We start from the raw sequence: 16099 nt of genomic DNA, 5'->3' as shown, positions 1-16099 counted from the left end.
TAATTTCTGGTCTTTTTTATTTAAATTTACTTATGAGATCTGCAAAACAATGGTTTGATGAATATGCTATTAGTCATCAAAATGAAAAAAATCAATTAATACACTATATATGTGTACCAGCTATATTCTTCAGCGTCGTTGGTTTATTAATGTGTGTTCCAAATTCACTTATCAAAAGCACATTTCGTATTCATAATCCTTTAATTGAAAATTGGGCTTTTATCCTAGGTTTACTTATTTGCTTTTTATTTTACCTTAGACTAGGCTTTTGGTATTTTATAAATATGTCTTTTATTATACTAGTAGCCATATCTGGTAATAATTGGATTCAAAACAATTTTAACCTGCTCATCGTTTCAATTGTAATATTTGTGATTGCTTGGATAGGCCAGTTTTACGGTCATAAAATTGAAGGTAAAAAACCTTCATTCATAAAGGACTTACAATTTTTATTAATAGGACCGTTATGGGTAATTGAAAAACTAAGCTCAAAAAAGAGAAATGGATAACACTATAAATTTTGAAAGTTTTCTGAAAGTAGATATTAGAGTTGGTACTATTATAGAAGTAAACGATTTCCCTAAAGCAAGGAAACCTGCTTATCAATTAAAAATAGATCTTGACGAATTAGGTATAAAAAAATCTAGTGCACAAATTACTGATTTATACACAAAAAAAGATCTCATCGGAAAGCAAGTTTGTTGTTTAATTAATTTAAAACCAAGGCAGATAGCTAATTTTATGAGTGAATGTCTTGTATTAGGGGTTTACAATAATGAAGAGAAAGTTGTATTACTACAACCTTCAAAAAATATTAAAAACGGAACTCCTGTTACATAAAATAACTACTGCCCTACTCTTTTTTTAAATACTAATCACCTCCATTTAGAATAATAAGGGCAGCTAACACACCAGGTATCCAACCACAGAGAGTCAATATTAAAACTATTATAAACGATCCGCACCCCTTATCAATAATTGACAATGGAGGAAACAAAATCGCTAACAAAACTCTAAAAATATTCATATAATTCTTTTATTTAAAAGACTAATTAAATCGTAATTTGTTACAGTAACATCGAAAATTATTAAATAAAAAAAACTCTCAAGAATAAATTGAGAGCTTTAATTAGGATTATAAATTATATGAATACTACTTTTTTAGTTTCATATCTGTACTTTCAAAAATTTTATCTGCCGATTTAGCTATAAAACCAGAATATAACTCTCCATTATCCATAGGGTATCTAAAAGCAAACTCATAATAACAAGAAGTAATCTCTTTAACTCCTTCTTTAAAATCTACTGGTATTCTATCTGCTAAAACACTAGACTGTTCTAAAAAAACTTCAGGTGTTCCTTTTATTTCGCCTCCAGAAGTATTCATTTTAAAATCATTTTGCTTTAAAAACTCATTAACTTCTTGTAATGTATTAAAAGTACTTAGTTTGTTTACATCAACTGTAAAGTGATTAGAACAAAAACCATTTACATATAACCAAGCTGCATATTCACTTTCTTCTTGTAACTTTTCGTATACTTCAAAACTAGGTTGCTCCCATAACCTACCTTTAAAAACTAACTCGCTAGGATTTAAATCTTCTTTTGATAATTGATCTATTAATCCTGTTACTGTATCTTGTAAAACACCTGAAAACTCTTTTGTTTTTAACTGACTAATAAATACTCTTGGTGCATTGCTATCAGTTTTATGCTCAAAATGTTTTGCATATAATTTTTTAGCTTCAAATACATAATCTCCTTTTTCTTCATAACCTGCTGCAATAAAAGGAGCTGCTAATACTTCAATATTTACACGCTCATCGTCAAATGTTCTAAAAGCTACATGATCATTAAAAACTTTATTACCTTTATTTAAGAATAAATCTTTAATTTTTTGCGCAGACGGAGTTCGTTCAGTATACTCTGTCCATAATTTATCGAAAATCTGTGTCGTATTCATGATAGTATATTTTGAAACAAAAATAAATTGATTTTCTTTTAAAGATAGTTTATTATAATTAATTTTACACATATAAACATCATTTTGTGTTTAATTAACATTTACAGATTAAAATAACACATATTTGATTATTATTTACTTAAAACCAAATAATGAATAGTCAATTTGATTATATAGATAAGCAAATACTTACCAAATTAAGATTAGATGCAAGAAAAGCATATTCGCAAATAGCTGAAGAGTTAAAAATTTCTAATTCTTTAGTGCATCAGCGCATCAAAAAGCTTTCACAAGAAGGAGTCATAAAAAATACCGCATTTATTCTTGATGAAAAAAAATTAGGTTACAAAACAAAATCATACACTGGAATACGTTTACGAGAAGCCAGATTTGCTAAAGATGTAATGAAAGAGCTTTCTAAAATAGAAGAAATCGCAGAATGTAATTTTGTTTCTGGTAATTATGCTATTTTTATACTCATTTTTGCAAAAGATAATGAACACTTGCAAAAAATCTTATATGACAAAGTACATTTAATCAATGGAGTTGCAGGTACAGATACTTTTATTTGTTTTGATACTTGTTTCAAACGAAATATTCCTATAGATTGAAGTAAAACCAAATAATAAAACCAGTAGAATTAATTAATGGAAACGAAACTACTCTCTCTAAATAATACATTAAAAGGTGAATTATTATTTGATAATTTACACAAAAACATATATGCCACTGACGCATCTGTGTACAGAAAAATTCCGTTAGCTGTTGCGTACCCTAAAAATGTAGATGACATACAAAAACTTATTGAGTTTGCTAAAAAAAATAATATCACATTAATTCCCAGAACTGCTGGAACTTCTCTAGCAGGACAATGTGTGGGTGATGGTATTGTGGTAGATGTTTCTAAATATTTTACAAATATTATAGCTTTTGATGAAGAAAATAAGACGATTACTGTTGAACCAGGAATCATTAGAGATGATTTAAATAGATTTTTAAAACCTTATGGTTTGTTTTTTGGTCCTAATACTTCTACTTCTAATAGATGTATGATTGGTGGTATGGTAGGTAATAATTCTTCAGGAAGTACTTCTATACAATATGGTGTTACAAGAGATAAAGTTATAAGTATAGAAGGATTGTTGAGTGATGGAAGTACTGTTTGTTTTTCTGAAATCACTTCAGATCAATTCAAACAAAAGCGTTTTGAAAACACTCTTGAAAGTAATATTTATAAAACAATTTATAATGAACTTTCTTCTGAAGAAAATCAATCAGAAATAAAAAATGAATTTCCAAAAGCAGCAATTCACAGAAGAAATACTGGTTATGCTGTTGATGAATTTTTAAGCTCTGATATGTTTGGTGGCGATGAAAACACTATAAATATTGCCAAATTTTTATCGGGAAGTGAGGGAACATTAGTTTTTTCAACAAAAATAAAAATCCAATTAGACGACTTACCTCCTACTCAAAGTATAATGGTTTGTCCGCATTTTACCAGTGTAGATGAAAGTTTACGCGCTACAGTTACCACCATGAATCACAACTTATACACCTGTGAATTAATGGACAAGGTAATTTTAGATTGTACTAAAAACAACAGAGAGCAAGCTAAAAATAGATTCTTTCTAAAAGGAGATCCTGAAGCTGTTTTAATGTTAGAAGTTAGTGCTGATACAATGGAAGAAGCTGAAGTGTTAGCTGACAATTTAATTGAAGACCTAAAAAAACATAATTTTGGATATTATTACCCAAAAATTTACGGACAAGATATTGGTAAAGTTCATTACTTACGTAAAGCCGGATTAGGTCTATTAGGAAATATGGTTGGTGATAAAAAGGCTGTTGCTTGTATAGAAGATACTGCAGTGGCTTTAGAGGATTTACCAAATTATATTGAAGAGTTTACGCAAATAATGGATAAATATCAGCAAAAAGCTGTGTATTATGCACATGCTGGTGCTGGTGAATTACATTTACGTCCAATTTTAAATCTTAAAAAACAAGAAGATGTTGTTTTATTCAGAAAAATAACAACTGAAACAGCAGAACTTGTAAAAAAATACAAGGGATCTTTCAGTGGAGAACATGGTGATGGTATTGTTCGTGCTGAATTTATTCCGTTAATGATTGGTTATAAAAATTATGAACTATTAAGACGTATTAAAAAAGCTTTTGATCCTGATAATATCTTCAACAAAGGAAAAATCACTGATGCTTTTCCGATGGATAAGAGTTTACGTTATGAAATTGATAGAAATGAGCCTAATATAGATACCATTCAAGATTTTTCTGAGAATGAAGGAATTTTAAAATTAGCTGAAAAATGTAATGGTTCGGGTGATTGTAGAAAATCTCCAGAAGCTGGTGGTACGTTGTGTCCTAGCTATCGTGCAACTAAAAATGAAAAAGAAACTACCAGAGCTAGAGCTAATACGTTAAGAGAAGTATTAACCAATAATGATGCTAAAAATAAATTTGACTCTAAGGAACTAAAAAATATATTAGATCTATGTTTAAGCTGCAAAGCATGTGCAACTGAATGTCCTAGTAATGTTGATATAGCTTCAATGAAAGCTGAATTTCTATATCAATACCAAGAAATAAACGGTTATTCTTTTAGAAGTAAATTATTTGCTAATAATGCTAAATACAATAAACTTGGAAGTAAGTTTCCTGCTTTAACAAACTTTTTCACCAATACTTCTTTAGCTAAAAAAGTAATGGGTGTAGCACAAGAAAGATCTGTTCCTAAATTAGCAAAGCAACCTCTAAATGCATGGCTTGAAAAACACAATAGTAAAGCATCTAATAAAGCCGTTTATCTCTTTAACGATGAGTTTACAAATTATTACGATGCAGAAATAGGTAAAGATTTAGTAATTGTACTTGAAAAATTAGGTTTCGAAATCAAAACGACTCCTCATGAAGAAAGTGCTCGTAGCTACATTTCTAAAGGTTTTTTAAACGAAGCAAAGCAAATAGCTAACAAAAATGTAAATACTTTCAAAAACATAATCACCGATGAAACTCCATTAGTTGGTATTGAACCTTCGGCTATTTTAACTTTTAGAGATGAATATATTAGATTAGCTGATGACAAAGAAGCCGCTAAAGAAATAGCTAAAAATGTATTTACTATTGAAGAGTTTATCAGTAGAGAGCTTAAGAATGATAAAATTGACAAAAAGCTTTTTACTAACGAACACAAAGCAATTAAAATACATGGACATTGCCATCAAAAATCGTTATCAACTACACATTCAATTTTTTCTATGTTAAATATTCCAGAAAATTATGATGTAAAAATTATGAATACCGGATGTTGTGGTATGGCTGGTTCATTTGGTTATGAAAGCGAACATTATAAAGTAAGCATGCAAGTTGGTGAAGACACATTGTTTCCAAAAATTAGAAATTGCTCTAATGACACTCTAATTGCTGCATCAGGTACCAGTTGTCGTCATCAAATTTATGATGGTACTAAAAGAACCGCAAAGCATCCTATTACAATTTTAAAGGAAGCTTTAGTTTAACTGATAATTTTCATTAAGTTACACTGAATTTTAGCATCTGAAAAACAAAAAATTAGGTTCAAAACACGTTAATTACAAACTGCCTTTGATTGATTGTTTTAAAAGTTTTGTTTATCAAAAAGAAAACACTAAATTTGCAGTCGCAAAATTAACCTCTGACGAGAACCGTGTATGTTACTTTGTTAAATTACAATATATTAAAGCAATGGATTTAATTAAATTTGTTCAAGACGAATTCGTTACTAGAAATGAATTACCAGAATTCGCAGCAGGAGATACAATTACTGTATACTACGAAATTAAAGAAGGAAACAAAACTCGTACTCAGTTCTTTAGAGGAGTTGTAATCCAAAAAAGAGGAAACGGTTCTTCTGAAACATTTACTATTAGAAAAATGTCTGGTACTGTAGGTGTAGAGCGTATTTTCCCAATCAACTTACCTTCTATTCAAAAGATTGAAGTTAACAAAAGAGGTAAAGTACGTAGAGCTAGAATTTACTACTTCAGAGGTCTTACTGGTAAGAAAGCAAGAATTAAAGAAAAAAGAAACTAATATTAGTTTCATTTATACTAAAAGCGATGTTTATACATCGCTTTTTTTATGAACAAATTTGAAAAATTAGTTAATTATTAAAAAAAGTATCACTTTATTAGCAATTTAACATTAAAAATACCAATTGTAATACTTAAATTTGCATCACTTCAAATTAAAACAACTAGATAATATATGAGTACAACTGCGAAAATTATGTACACAAAAACAGACGAAGCACCAGCTTTGGCTACTCGTTCGTTTTTGCCAATTGTAAAAGCATATACTAAATCATCTAACATAGAAATCATTACTAAAGATATTTCTTTAGCGGGAAGAATTTTAGCAAACTTCTCAGAATATTTAACAGAAGATCAAAAAGTAGAAGATGCTTTAGCTTTTTTAGGAGAATTAGCAACTAAACCAGAAGCTAACATCATTAAATTACCTAACATTAGTGCTTCTGTTCCTCAATTAAAAGCTGCTGTAAAAGAACTTCAAAATTTAGGATATGCATTACCTGATTACCCAGAGGATGTAGAAACTGAAGAAGACAAAAAAGTTTTAGCTCTTTATAATAAAGTAAAAGGTTCTGCTGTGAACCCAGTATTACGTGAAGGAAATTCAGATCGTAGAGCTCCTAAAGCAGTAAAAAACTACGCTAAGAAAAATCCTCATTCAATGGGAGCTTGGAGTAGTAATTCTAAAACTCATATAGCAACTATGAGCAGTGGTGATTTTGCTCATAATGAAAAATCTATTACTGTACCTAATGCCACTGATGTTAAAATAGTACATACTGATAGTAACGGAACAGAAACTGTTTTAAAAGCAAGTACTAAATTATTAGCAGGAGAAATTATTGATGCTTCTGTTATGAATAAAAAATCATTATTAACTTTCTTAGAAGAGCAAGTAAAAGAAGCTAAAGAACAAGGTGTGTTATTCTCATTACACATGAAAGCTACTATGATGAAAGTTTCTGATCCTATTATATTTGGACATGCTGTTAGAGTTTTCTTTAAAGATTTATTTGAAAAACACGGTGAAACTTTCGAAGAAATTGGTGTTGATGTAAATAATGGTTTTGGTAATTTATTAAGTAATTTAGATGAAGTTTCTGCTGAAAAGAAAGCTGAAATTTTAGCTGACATCGAAAACGTTTACGCGAACAACCCTGATATTGCCATGGTTGATTCTGATAAAGGAATTACAAATTTACACGTTCCTTCTGATATTATTATTGATGCTTCTGTACCTGCAATGATCCGTACTTCTGGACAAATGTGGAATAAAGAAGGTAAAACACAAGATACGAAAGCTGTAATTCCTGATAGTTCATATGCAGCATTATATCAAACAACTGTTGAATTCTGTAAAAAACACGGAGCATTTGATCCAACAACTATGGGTACTGTACCTAATGTTGGTTTAATGGCTAAAAAAGCAGAAGAATATGGTTCTCATGATAAAACTTTCCAAATAGCTAGTAAAGGTAAGGTTTCTGTTGTTGATGCAGAAGGAAATACTTTATTAGAGCATACTGTAGAAGAAGGTGACATCTGGAGAATGTGTCAAACTAAAGATGCTCCTGTAAAAGACTGGGTAAAATTAGCTGTAACTCGTGCTAAAGCAATGCAAGCACCAGCTGTTTTCTGGTTAGATGAAAAAAGAGCTCATGATGCTGAATTAATTAAAAAAGTAAATACTTACTTAGCTGATCATGATACTAATGGATTAGACATTTTAATCAAATCTGTTTCTGAAGCTACTGAATATACTCTTGAGAGAGTTAAAGACGGAAAAGATACCATTTCTGTTACTGGAAATGTATTACGTGATTATTTAACAGACTTATTCCCTATTTTAGAATTAGGTACTTCTGCTAAAATGTTATCTATTGTGCCATTAATGAATGGTGGTGGTTTATTTGAAACTGGTGCTGGTGGATCTGCTCCAAAACACGTTCAACAATTTATTGGTGAAAACCACCTACGTTGGGATTCTTTAGGTGAGTTTTTAGCTTTAGCGGTTTCTTTAGAACACTTAGGAGAAACAACTAAAAATGATAAAGCTTTAGTATTAGCTGAAACATTAGATAATGCTATTGAAAAGTTATTAGACAACAAAAAATCTCCTTCAAGAAAAGCTGGAGAATTAGACAACAGAGGTAGTCATTTTTATTTAGCAATGTACTGGGCTGAAGAATTAGCTAATCAAGCTAAAAACGAGGCTTTAAAAGCTGAATTTAGTACTGTTGCTGAAAGCATGAAATCTAATGAAGATAAAATCGTAAACGAGTTAAATGAAATTCAAGGCAAAGCTATTGAAATTGGTGGATACTATGTACCTACAGATGATTTAGCAGATGGATTTATGAGACCAAACGACACTTTAAATTCTATATTATCAGCAATTTAATTTATTAAAATTACAGCATTTATAAATTTAAATGCTTCATCATAAAAAGAGAGATAGTGAAAAAATCACTATCTCTCTTATTTTTTTACATCTAATTTACAAACACTTAACATATGTAAAACAATCTGCTTTTTTCACTTTTTTTTAAGAAAATTAAATTTCTTTTATAACCTTCAAAAAAACTACAAGCAGTATTTTTATCATACATAATAAAAGATCACAAATGAATATTTATTTAAAACGTTTTCCTTTGCTGATTATCATGCTTTCATTGCAGATATTTAGTCAAGAAAAAATTACTTTAAGTGGTACTGTTTATGACCAAAACAGTAATGAAACCCTTATTGGAGTTACTATTTATGTACCTGAACTTAAATCTGGTGCAATGACAAATGAATATGGTTTTTACTCATTAACCATACCAAAAGGTAATTACAAAATTCAAGTTAGCTATTTAGGATTTTCAACTCAAGTAACTGAAGTATCACTATCAGAAAACACAACAAAAGATTTTAAACTGATAGAAGAAAGTGAAAACTTAGAAGAAGTAGTAATTGAAACCAATGTAGAAAAACTGAATATTAAAACACCTCAAATGAGTGTGAATAAGTTGTCTGCTGCTTCTATAAAAAAGATACCTGTTGTACTAGGTGAAGTTGATGTTATTAAATCAATTCAGTTACTTCCTGGAGTTACAAATGCTGGTGAAGGAGCTTCTGGTTTTAATGTTCGTGGTGGAGCCGAAGATCAAAACTTAATTTTATTAGATGAAGCAATTATTTATAATGCCTCTCACCTATTCGGTTTCTTTTCTGTTTTTAATAACGACGCTATTAAAGATGTAAAATTATACAAAGGTGGAATTCCTGCGAAATTTGGTGGTCGTGCTTCATCTGTATTAGATATTCGCCAGAAAGATGGAAATAACAAAAAATTAAAGCTTACTGGAGGAATTGGATTAATATCAAGTAGATTAACAGCTGAGGCTCCTTTATTTGGTGATAAAGGATCATTTTTAATTGCAGGTCGTGCTTCTTATGCCAATATTTTTCTTGCTTTAGCAAACAACGAAAACAGAGTTGGTTTTTACGATTTAAATTTCAAAACTAGCTATAAGCTTAATGATAAAAACCGTTTATTTTTCTCAACTTACTTTGGAAACGACGATGTGTCTTTTCAAAATTCATTCTTTAATTCTTATGGAAACTTTTCAGCAAACCTGAGATGGAATAATATTATAAGTGAAAAGTTATTTTCAAATTTATCTGCTATTTACAGTAGATACAATTATGATTTACAACTAGAATTTGTAGGATTAGATTGGTTATCTCGAATTGATAATTATAATTTAAAATATGATCTTGATTACTATTTAAATGACAAATTAAAATTTGATTTTGGAGTAAGTGGAATCTATTATAAATTTAATCCTGGTGAAATTCGTAAGCTAACACCTGAGTCTTCTATTAATGAAGATGTTTTAGATCAAAAGTTTGCTGTAGAAACTGGAATTTATACTAGTTTAGAACATAAAATTTCGAAGAGTTTAACAGCAATGTATGGTTTACGTTACAGTTATTTTAATAGATTTGGAAGCCAAACTTTAAATACTTATGCTAATGATTTACCTGTAGTTTATAATTCTTCTTTTGGAATATATGAACGTGCAGAACCTACTGGACAGGTTAGTTATGGTGATAAAGAAAGCATTGCTAGTTTTGATAATTTTGAACCTCGTTTTGCATTGTCATATCAGTTAAATGAAAAGTCTTCTATTAAAACTAGTTACAATAGAATGGCTCAGTACTTACATTTAATATCTAACACAACTTCTGCTACGCCTTTAGATATTTGGGCACCAAGTGGTGAGTTTTTAAAACCTCAAATTGCCGATCAATATGCTGTTGGTTATTTCAGAAACTTTAAAAACAACATGTACAACATTGAAATAGAAAGTTATTATAAAACTGTAAAAAACCGTGTAGATTATATTAATGGTGCAGAATTAATCGCTCAAAATACTATTGAAAGAGAAATCTTAAATGGTAATTCGAGAGCATACGGATTAGAATTTTTATTACGCAAAAATAAAGGAGATTTTACGGGTTGGATTGCCTATACATTATCTAAATCTGAACAAAAAACTTTAGGTGGTCGTGCTGGTGGTCCTGGTTTAAATAACGGAGAATGGTATAATACTCCTTTCGATAGGACTCATGATTTATCGGTTACAGGAAACTATAAGTACAATGATAAATGGACTTTTAATGCTAATTTTGTTTTCCAAACTGGTCGCCCTGTAACGTATCCAAACGGACAGTTTCAGTATAATGGCTTATCTATTCCTACTTATTCTACAAGAAATGCTGATCGATTACCTTCTTACAATCGTTTAGATGTTTCAGCAACTTTAACACCTAGAAATAATAAAAACAGAAAATGGCAATCGGAATGGGTATTTGGTATTTACAATTTGTACTCAAGAAGAAATGCTGCATCAATTAGTTTTGGTGTAAATAACCAAACAGGAGCCAATGAAGCAGAACGTACTTCAATTTTTGGAATTACTCCTTCAGTAACTTATAATTTTAAATTCTAAAAACATGAAAAAATCAATTTATATTCTGTTTATCACAATCAGTACCATTTTTTCATCTTGTACTGATGTTGTTGATGTTGATGTTCCTAATGGAGGCGCACGATTAGTTGTTGAAGCTTCTATTGACTGGGAAAAAGGAACAATGGGTAATGAACAAACTATTAAATTAAGTACTTCAACTGCATTTTTTGACAGCAATCCAAATGTTCCTGTAACTGGAGCTATAGTTATTGTTACAAAAGAAAATGATGGTACTCAATTTATTTTTCTTGATCAGAATAATGGTGAATACACAACTACTACTTTTGTTCCTGAAATTGGAGCTGTTTATAACTTAAGCATTGTTTATAACGGAGAAACATATGCTGCTTCGGAAACATTAGTTGGTTTTACAGAAATTAACAGTGTTGCTCAAGAAGATGGTTTTAATGAAGATGAATATAGAGTTCGTGTGCTTTTTGATGATCCTGCAGATGAAGTAAACTATTATTTAGGAGAGTTTATTCAGGAAAATTTAGCGGTTCCATCTCTAGCTTCGGTAAGAGATGAATTTGTAAATGGTAATGAAGCTTTTGTTTTACACTTTGACGAGAAAAATGTTCCTGGAACTGAAGTTGATATTAAAGTATTTGGTATTTCAGAAGACTTCTATTTTTATATTGAACAATTAATACAGCTATCAGGAACTCAAGGTGGTGGTGGTCCATTCCAGACTACTCCGGCGCAATTAAAAGGAAATTGTGTTAATATTAATGATTCTAATGAAGAAGTTTTAGGTTATTTCCGTTTAAGTCAATTTGCCAGAACAAATTATACTATTGAGTAATAAAAAACAACTTTTGAAAAGTAGTTTTAGAAATTAAATTTCCATTACTACTTTTCTTTTTTCTTCTTTAACTTTAAACTTATTTTTAATATTTCTTACTCTAAATTAACTTTACAAATCTATATTAATTTAGAGCCATTTCTGTAAAATATTGACAACATTTCTTCACTAATTCATCCATAAAAAAAACAGATTAAAACACAATGTTTTAACCTGTTTATATACATACAAAGATTTAAAATTACTTTGTCATAGTTACTACTCTTTGAGGTAACGGAGCCTCATATCCAGCTTCACCTAAAGCCTCAACAATTTTTTGTCTTGTATCCCAATACACATCCCAATAATCCTCGCAATTCACATAAGGTAATGCTAATAATTCAACACTGTTTACACCTAAATTATTAACTGCAACTCTTGGTTGTTTTCCTTCTCCTTTTAATACATTTTTGTCATTATTTAAAACATCTAAAACTATCTGTTTTGCTTTTTTAATATCAGCTCCATAACGGATAGCAAAAGGCATGTCAACCCTTAAACTACCAATAGCGGTAAGATTTGTTATTTTATTAGAAGTAATTGCTGAATTTGGAATAATTTCAGTCTCATTTTGAAAAGTTTCAATAACTGTAACAAAAACAGAAATCTCTTTAACAAAACCAAAAGCTCCATTTGTTTTTATCAAATCCCCTACCTTAAACGGTCTAAAAATTAACAACATTACTCCAGAAGCTAAATGCCCTAATGATCCATTAAAAGCACTACCTATTGCAAAAGCTGCTGCTGCGATTAAAGCCGCAAAAGAAGCTGTTGGTATTCCTACTATACCTGCTATAGAAATCAGCAATAATGCTTTTAAAGCAAACCCTATTAATGTTATTAAAAATGGACGTAGAGTTTCATCAACATGTTTAGATTCGAAAAGTCTGGATACTCCCCTCATTATCATTCTGATAATCCATAAACCAATTATTAAAGCTGCTAAAGCTCCAATTAATTTAAGTCCCCAGTCTCCAAAACCTGCTGCAATTGTATTGTAAAAATTTGTTAGTGATTGTGAAATTGCTTCCATTGATATTTAATTTTTTGATTTATTACTACGACACAATAAATCAGATTAATGTCACTATTTTTTTTAAGAAGTTGTAAATTTGATCTATGAGTTTTACCAAAATAACAGAACAAGATTCTTTATATAATGATTTAGAAAAAATGGAAGTTTCTGAATTATTAACGAATATTAATAAAGAAGATAAAACAGTTGCTTTTGCTGTTGAAAAAGCTATTCCACAAGTTGAAACACTTGTTAAAATAATTGTAGATAAATTAAATAATGGAGGTAGATTATTTTACATTGGTGCCGGTACTAGTGGAAGATTAGGTATTGTTGATGCTTCTGAATGCCCTCCTACTTTTGGGGTTTCACATGATTTAGTTATCGGACTTATTGCTGGCGGTGATACTGCTATTCGAAAAGCTGTTGAATTTGCTGAAGATTCTACCGAACAAGGTTGGTCTGATTTAAAAGCTCATAAAATATCTGAAAAAGATGTAGTTGTAGGAATTGCTGCTTCAGGAACCACTCCTTATGTTATAAAAGCATTAGAAAATTGTAATAAAAATAATATTGCTACGGGATGTATCACTTGTAATGAAGGCAGTCCATTAGCTTTAACTGCGAAAGCTCCTATTTCTGTGGTTGTAGGTCCTGAATTTGTAACTGGAAGCTCTAGAATGAAAGCTGGTACAGCTCAAAAACTTGTATTAAATATGATCTCTACCGCTACCATGATTCAATTAGGGAAAGTCAAAGGAAATAAAATGGTTGATATGCAACTTTCTAACAACAAACTGGTAGAAAGAGCTGCGAAAATGTTAGTTTCTGAATTGAAAGTAGACAAAGAGAAAGCAGAAACTTTATTGAAAAAGTATGGAAATGTAAGAAATGTTTTAAAAAACTATAGCAATGACTGATAAATCATATGAAAAACCTATAAAAAAATTACTCTTTTTATTATTATTGCTAGTCACATCTCCAATTATTTTAACCATAGCATTTAAAGCTCAAAGAGTTTATAAAGAATTTCCACAAAGAATTATTTTTTATGTACTTCTTATTTCTGGAGTTTTTTTAATTTTATTTACAGTCTATTGGGGATTTAAAACATTACAAAGTTTCTTAAAAACATTATTTAATGATTGAGTATTGATTAAAAAAATTAACATAACCAAACTAACAAACTGGGAATATTGGCCGTCATCAATGTTTTATCTTCCAAACCTTCCTTATGCGTTTTATTTAGCGATAAGGGCTAAACATCCTGCTTTTTTTAGTGTTGCTAATCCTGCTATAAAAAGCTCAGGAAACGGTACTGAAAGTAAGTTTGATACAATTCAATTAGTTCCTGAAAAATTTCGCCCAAAATCAATATTAATAAAACCAAAAACTGATTTTTCAATCATTAAAAAAAAGATTGAAAAATCAAATATTGAATACCCTTTAATAGCCAAACCTGATATAGGTTTTAGAGGATTACTTGTTAAGAAAATAAATTCTGAAGTAGATTTAAAAAAGTATTTTGATAGTTATCCGATTGATATAATTATCCAAGAATTCTTAGACTATGAAAATGAATGTGGAGTTTTTTACCATAGAAATCCCAAAAGCAATAAAGGAGTAATTACTTCTATTACTTTAAAAAAATTTATCTCTGTAATTGGTGATGGTAAATCTTCTTTACAAGAGCTTATTCATCAAGATAATAGAGCTAAAATATATTTTGATTTATTCAAAGAAATCCACAAAGAAAATTTAGATAGCATACCTTCAGAAAATGAGGTTATAAAATTAACTGTCATTGGAAATCATTCAAAAGGAACTCAATTTATTAATGGTAATCATTTAATCAGTAAAAAATTAGAAAACACTTTTGACCAATTGAGTAAATCTATTGACGGCTGGTATTATGGTCGTGTCGATTTGAAATATAACTCTTTCAAAGAATTAGAAGAAGGCATCGACTTTAAAGTTTTAGAAATTAATGGAATAATTGCTGAGCCAACGCATATATATGATTCAGAAAATTTTACGTATTTTAAAGCTCTAAAAGCAATAAGAAATCATTGGAAATATCTATTTAATATATCAATAACTAATCATGAAATTAAAAAAATCCCCTACAAGAGCCCGTTGCAGTTTATCAACGAAGTTTTGCAACTTAAAAAATATATTATATCGATAAAAAAACTCATTTAGTAGATACAAACTAACCATTCATCGACACAAACACAACTTAAAACACTCAATGTGACTATATTATATTTTTGAGTGTCTCAATAATATGTAACGTTTTTAATTAGCTTACTCTAAAAAATTTTAAATTTAAGCAACTAGTTATGAGGAAAATAATTACTTTATTCATTTTACTAACTGGTTTTTTTGCCTTTTCCCAAGTAAAAGTAGGTGATAATCCCAATACAATAAACAATAATTCTTTATTAGAACTGGAAAGCAATGACAAAGTTCTTGTCATCACTAGAGTTAATTCAGCACAAATGAACACCATTACTCCTCTTGAAGGTGCACTGGTTTACAACACTGATGTTCAATGTGTATTTCAGTATAATGGTACAACTTGGCAAAATTTATGCCTTGCTGGATCAGACAGTCAGCAATTAAGTTTCAACGCAACTACTAATGAATTAACACTTCAGAACGGTGGAACTGTTGACCTTAGTTCTTTAATTGATGATAATGATTCTGATCCTACCAATGAGATACAAGATTTACAATTGGTTGGAAATACCTTGACAATTACAAATAATTCATCTGCTACTGCTATTGATTTATCTGTATTTCTTGATAATACCGATAATCAAAATTTAGAAACACTAGTATTTAATACAACAAATAGCACACTCACAATTGGTATTGAAAATGGTAATAATTTGACATTAGACCTTTCTTCTCTTGTGGCTGATGGGTCTGAAACGATTATAAATGTAGCGGGTATCAATACCATATCTGGAACTGGAACAACTGCGGATCCTTATATCATTACTGCTACAGAAGTGGATGGATCGGTAACCAATGAGGTGAACACTACTTTTGAAGTCAATGCTGGAAACCTTGAAATAACGGATTCTAATGGAACCTTATCAGTACCTCTTACCGCTTTAGGTTCAGATGATCAAACTGTAGATCAGTTTACATTTAATA

15 protein-coding genes are annotated in these 16099 nt (G+C 29.9%); 12 read left to right on the top strand and 3 right to left on the bottom strand.

Going from position 1 to position 16099, the window contains the following annotated elements; all coding sequences use genetic code 11:
• Window positions 1-32 precede the first annotated feature (32 nt).
• Together EYW44_RS15945 and EYW44_RS15940 are read left to right on the top strand one after the other, a co-directional pair.
• The gene (locus EYW44_RS15945; protein WP_132724870.1) at window positions 33-509 is read left to right on the top strand and encodes an Mpo1 family 2-hydroxy fatty acid dioxygenase; all 477 of its coding nucleotides are present in this window, start codon (window positions 33-35) and stop codon (window positions 507-509) included.
• A complete protein-coding gene (locus tag EYW44_RS15940; RefSeq protein WP_132724868.1) occupies window positions 502-840 on the top strand; it encodes a tRNA-binding protein in 339 nt (112 codons plus the stop codon). Before EYW44_RS15945 ends, EYW44_RS15940 begins: the two co-directional genes overlap by 8 nt.
• 31 nt (window positions 841-871) lie before the next feature.
• Here EYW44_RS15940 and EYW44_RS15935 read toward each other — a convergent pair whose 3' ends face one another.
• Together EYW44_RS15935 and EYW44_RS15930 are read right to left on the bottom strand one after the other, a co-directional pair.
• On the bottom strand, window positions 872-1027 hold the full coding sequence (locus EYW44_RS15935; protein ID WP_132724866.1) for a YqaE/Pmp3 family membrane protein: 156 nt from the start codon (window positions 1025-1027) through the stop codon (window positions 872-874).
• Between the two features lie 126 nt (window positions 1028-1153).
• Window positions 1154-1963: a DUF1338 domain-containing protein gene (locus EYW44_RS15930; protein ID WP_132724864.1), complete on the bottom strand. Its 810-nt coding sequence runs from the start codon at window positions 1961-1963 to the stop codon at window positions 1154-1156.
• A 152-nt stretch (window positions 1964-2115) separates the two neighbouring features.
• Between EYW44_RS15930 and EYW44_RS15925 the strand changes: the two genes are divergently transcribed.
• From EYW44_RS15925 to EYW44_RS15900, 6 genes are all read left to right on the top strand, one after another.
• Window positions 2116-2574, top strand: coding sequence for an Lrp/AsnC family transcriptional regulator (locus tag EYW44_RS15925; RefSeq protein WP_132724862.1), 459 nt, complete (start codon window positions 2116-2118; stop codon window positions 2572-2574).
• A 36-nt stretch (window positions 2575-2610) separates the two neighbouring features.
• A complete protein-coding gene (locus EYW44_RS15920) occupies window positions 2611-5502 on the top strand; it encodes an FAD-binding and (Fe-S)-binding domain-containing protein (protein WP_132724860.1) in 2892 nt (963 codons plus the stop codon).
• Window positions 5503-5707: 205 nt separating this feature from the next.
• Window positions 5708-6055: a 50S ribosomal protein L19 gene (rplS, locus tag EYW44_RS15915; RefSeq protein WP_132724858.1), complete on the top strand. Its 348-nt coding sequence runs from the start codon at window positions 5708-5710 to the stop codon at window positions 6053-6055.
• Between the two features lie 174 nt (window positions 6056-6229).
• Window positions 6230-8455 carry an NADP-dependent isocitrate dehydrogenase gene (locus EYW44_RS15910; RefSeq protein ID WP_132724856.1) on the top strand — a complete coding sequence of 742 codons (2226 nt, stop codon included), beginning with the start codon at window positions 6230-6232 and terminating at the stop codon, window positions 8453-8455.
• A gap of 223 nt (window positions 8456-8678) precedes the next feature.
• Window positions 8679-11054 carry a TonB-dependent receptor gene (locus tag EYW44_RS15905; RefSeq protein ID WP_243643679.1) on the top strand — a complete coding sequence of 792 codons (2376 nt, stop codon included), beginning with the start codon at window positions 8679-8681 and terminating at the stop codon, window positions 11052-11054.
• Between the two features lie 4 nt (window positions 11055-11058).
• Window positions 11059-11880 carry a DUF4249 domain-containing protein gene (locus EYW44_RS15900; protein WP_132724854.1) on the top strand — a complete coding sequence of 274 codons (822 nt, stop codon included), beginning with the start codon at window positions 11059-11061 and terminating at the stop codon, window positions 11878-11880.
• A gap of 241 nt (window positions 11881-12121) precedes the next feature.
• Here the strand turns inward: EYW44_RS15900 and EYW44_RS15895 are convergent, their stop codons facing one another.
• A complete protein-coding gene (locus tag EYW44_RS15895; protein WP_132724852.1) occupies window positions 12122-12952 on the bottom strand; it encodes a mechanosensitive ion channel family protein in 831 nt (276 codons plus the stop codon).
• Between the two features lie 86 nt (window positions 12953-13038).
• Here EYW44_RS15895 and murQ point away from each other — a divergent pair, with 86 nt between their 5' ends.
• The 4 genes from murQ to EYW44_RS15875 all read left to right on the top strand — a co-directional run.
• Window positions 13039-13854 carry an N-acetylmuramic acid 6-phosphate etherase gene (murQ, locus tag EYW44_RS15890; protein WP_132724850.1) on the top strand — a complete coding sequence of 272 codons (816 nt, stop codon included), beginning with the start codon at window positions 13039-13041 and terminating at the stop codon, window positions 13852-13854.
• The gene (locus EYW44_RS15885) at window positions 13847-14083 is read left to right on the top strand and encodes a DUF6095 family protein (protein WP_132724848.1); all 237 of its coding nucleotides are present in this window, start codon (window positions 13847-13849) and stop codon (window positions 14081-14083) included. Before murQ ends, EYW44_RS15885 begins: the two co-directional genes overlap by 8 nt.
• A gap of 3 nt (window positions 14084-14086) precedes the next feature.
• Window positions 14087-15136 carry a D-alanine--D-alanine ligase gene (locus EYW44_RS15880; protein ID WP_132724846.1) on the top strand — a complete coding sequence of 350 codons (1050 nt, stop codon included), beginning with the start codon at window positions 14087-14089 and terminating at the stop codon, window positions 15134-15136.
• Window positions 15137-15276: 140 nt separating this feature from the next.
• Window positions 15277-16099 (top strand): hypothetical protein (locus EYW44_RS15875; protein ID WP_132724844.1); only part of this gene is annotated, 823 nt, incomplete at its 3' end.

The sequence above is a fragment of the Tenacibaculum sp. M341 genome (genome assembly GCF_004337695.1).
Classification (GTDB): domain Bacteria; phylum Bacteroidota; class Bacteroidia; order Flavobacteriales; family Flavobacteriaceae; genus Polaribacter.
The sequence above is the reverse complement of the archived record's forward strand: the minus strand, read 5'-3'. Positions and strand labels throughout refer to the sequence as shown.

What these genes read in the sequence shown, in the direction of transcription:
- EYW44_RS15945 (WP_132724870.1), top strand. Translation starts at nt 33, where the DNA reads ATGAGATCTGCAAAACAATGGTTTGATGAATATGCTATTAGTCATCAA.
- EYW44_RS15940 (WP_132724868.1), top strand. Translation starts at nt 502, where the DNA reads ATGGATAACACTATAAATTTTGAAAGTTTTCTGAAAGTAGATATTAGA.
- EYW44_RS15935 (WP_132724866.1), bottom strand. Translation starts at nt 1,027, where the DNA reads ATGAATATTTTTAGAGTTTTGTTAGCGATTTTGTTTCCTCCATTGTCA.
- EYW44_RS15930 (WP_132724864.1), bottom strand. Translation starts at nt 1,963, where the DNA reads ATGAATACGACACAGATTTTCGATAAATTATGGACAGAGTATACTGAA.
- EYW44_RS15925 (WP_132724862.1), top strand. Translation starts at nt 2,116, where the DNA reads ATGAATAGTCAATTTGATTATATAGATAAGCAAATACTTACCAAATTA.
- EYW44_RS15920 (WP_132724860.1), top strand. Translation starts at nt 2,611, where the DNA reads ATGGAAACGAAACTACTCTCTCTAAATAATACATTAAAAGGTGAATTA.
- rplS (WP_132724858.1), top strand. Translation starts at nt 5,708, where the DNA reads ATGGATTTAATTAAATTTGTTCAAGACGAATTCGTTACTAGAAATGAA.
- EYW44_RS15910 (WP_132724856.1), top strand. Translation starts at nt 6,230, where the DNA reads ATGAGTACAACTGCGAAAATTATGTACACAAAAACAGACGAAGCACCA.
- EYW44_RS15905 (WP_243643679.1), top strand. Translation starts at nt 8,679, where the DNA reads ATGAATATTTATTTAAAACGTTTTCCTTTGCTGATTATCATGCTTTCA.
- EYW44_RS15900 (WP_132724854.1), top strand. Translation starts at nt 11,059, where the DNA reads ATGAAAAAATCAATTTATATTCTGTTTATCACAATCAGTACCATTTTT.
- EYW44_RS15895 (WP_132724852.1), bottom strand. Translation starts at nt 12,952, where the DNA reads ATGGAAGCAATTTCACAATCACTAACAAATTTTTACAATACAATTGCA.
- murQ (WP_132724850.1), top strand. Translation starts at nt 13,039, where the DNA reads ATGAGTTTTACCAAAATAACAGAACAAGATTCTTTATATAATGATTTA.
- EYW44_RS15885 (WP_132724848.1), top strand. Translation starts at nt 13,847, where the DNA reads ATGACTGATAAATCATATGAAAAACCTATAAAAAAATTACTCTTTTTA.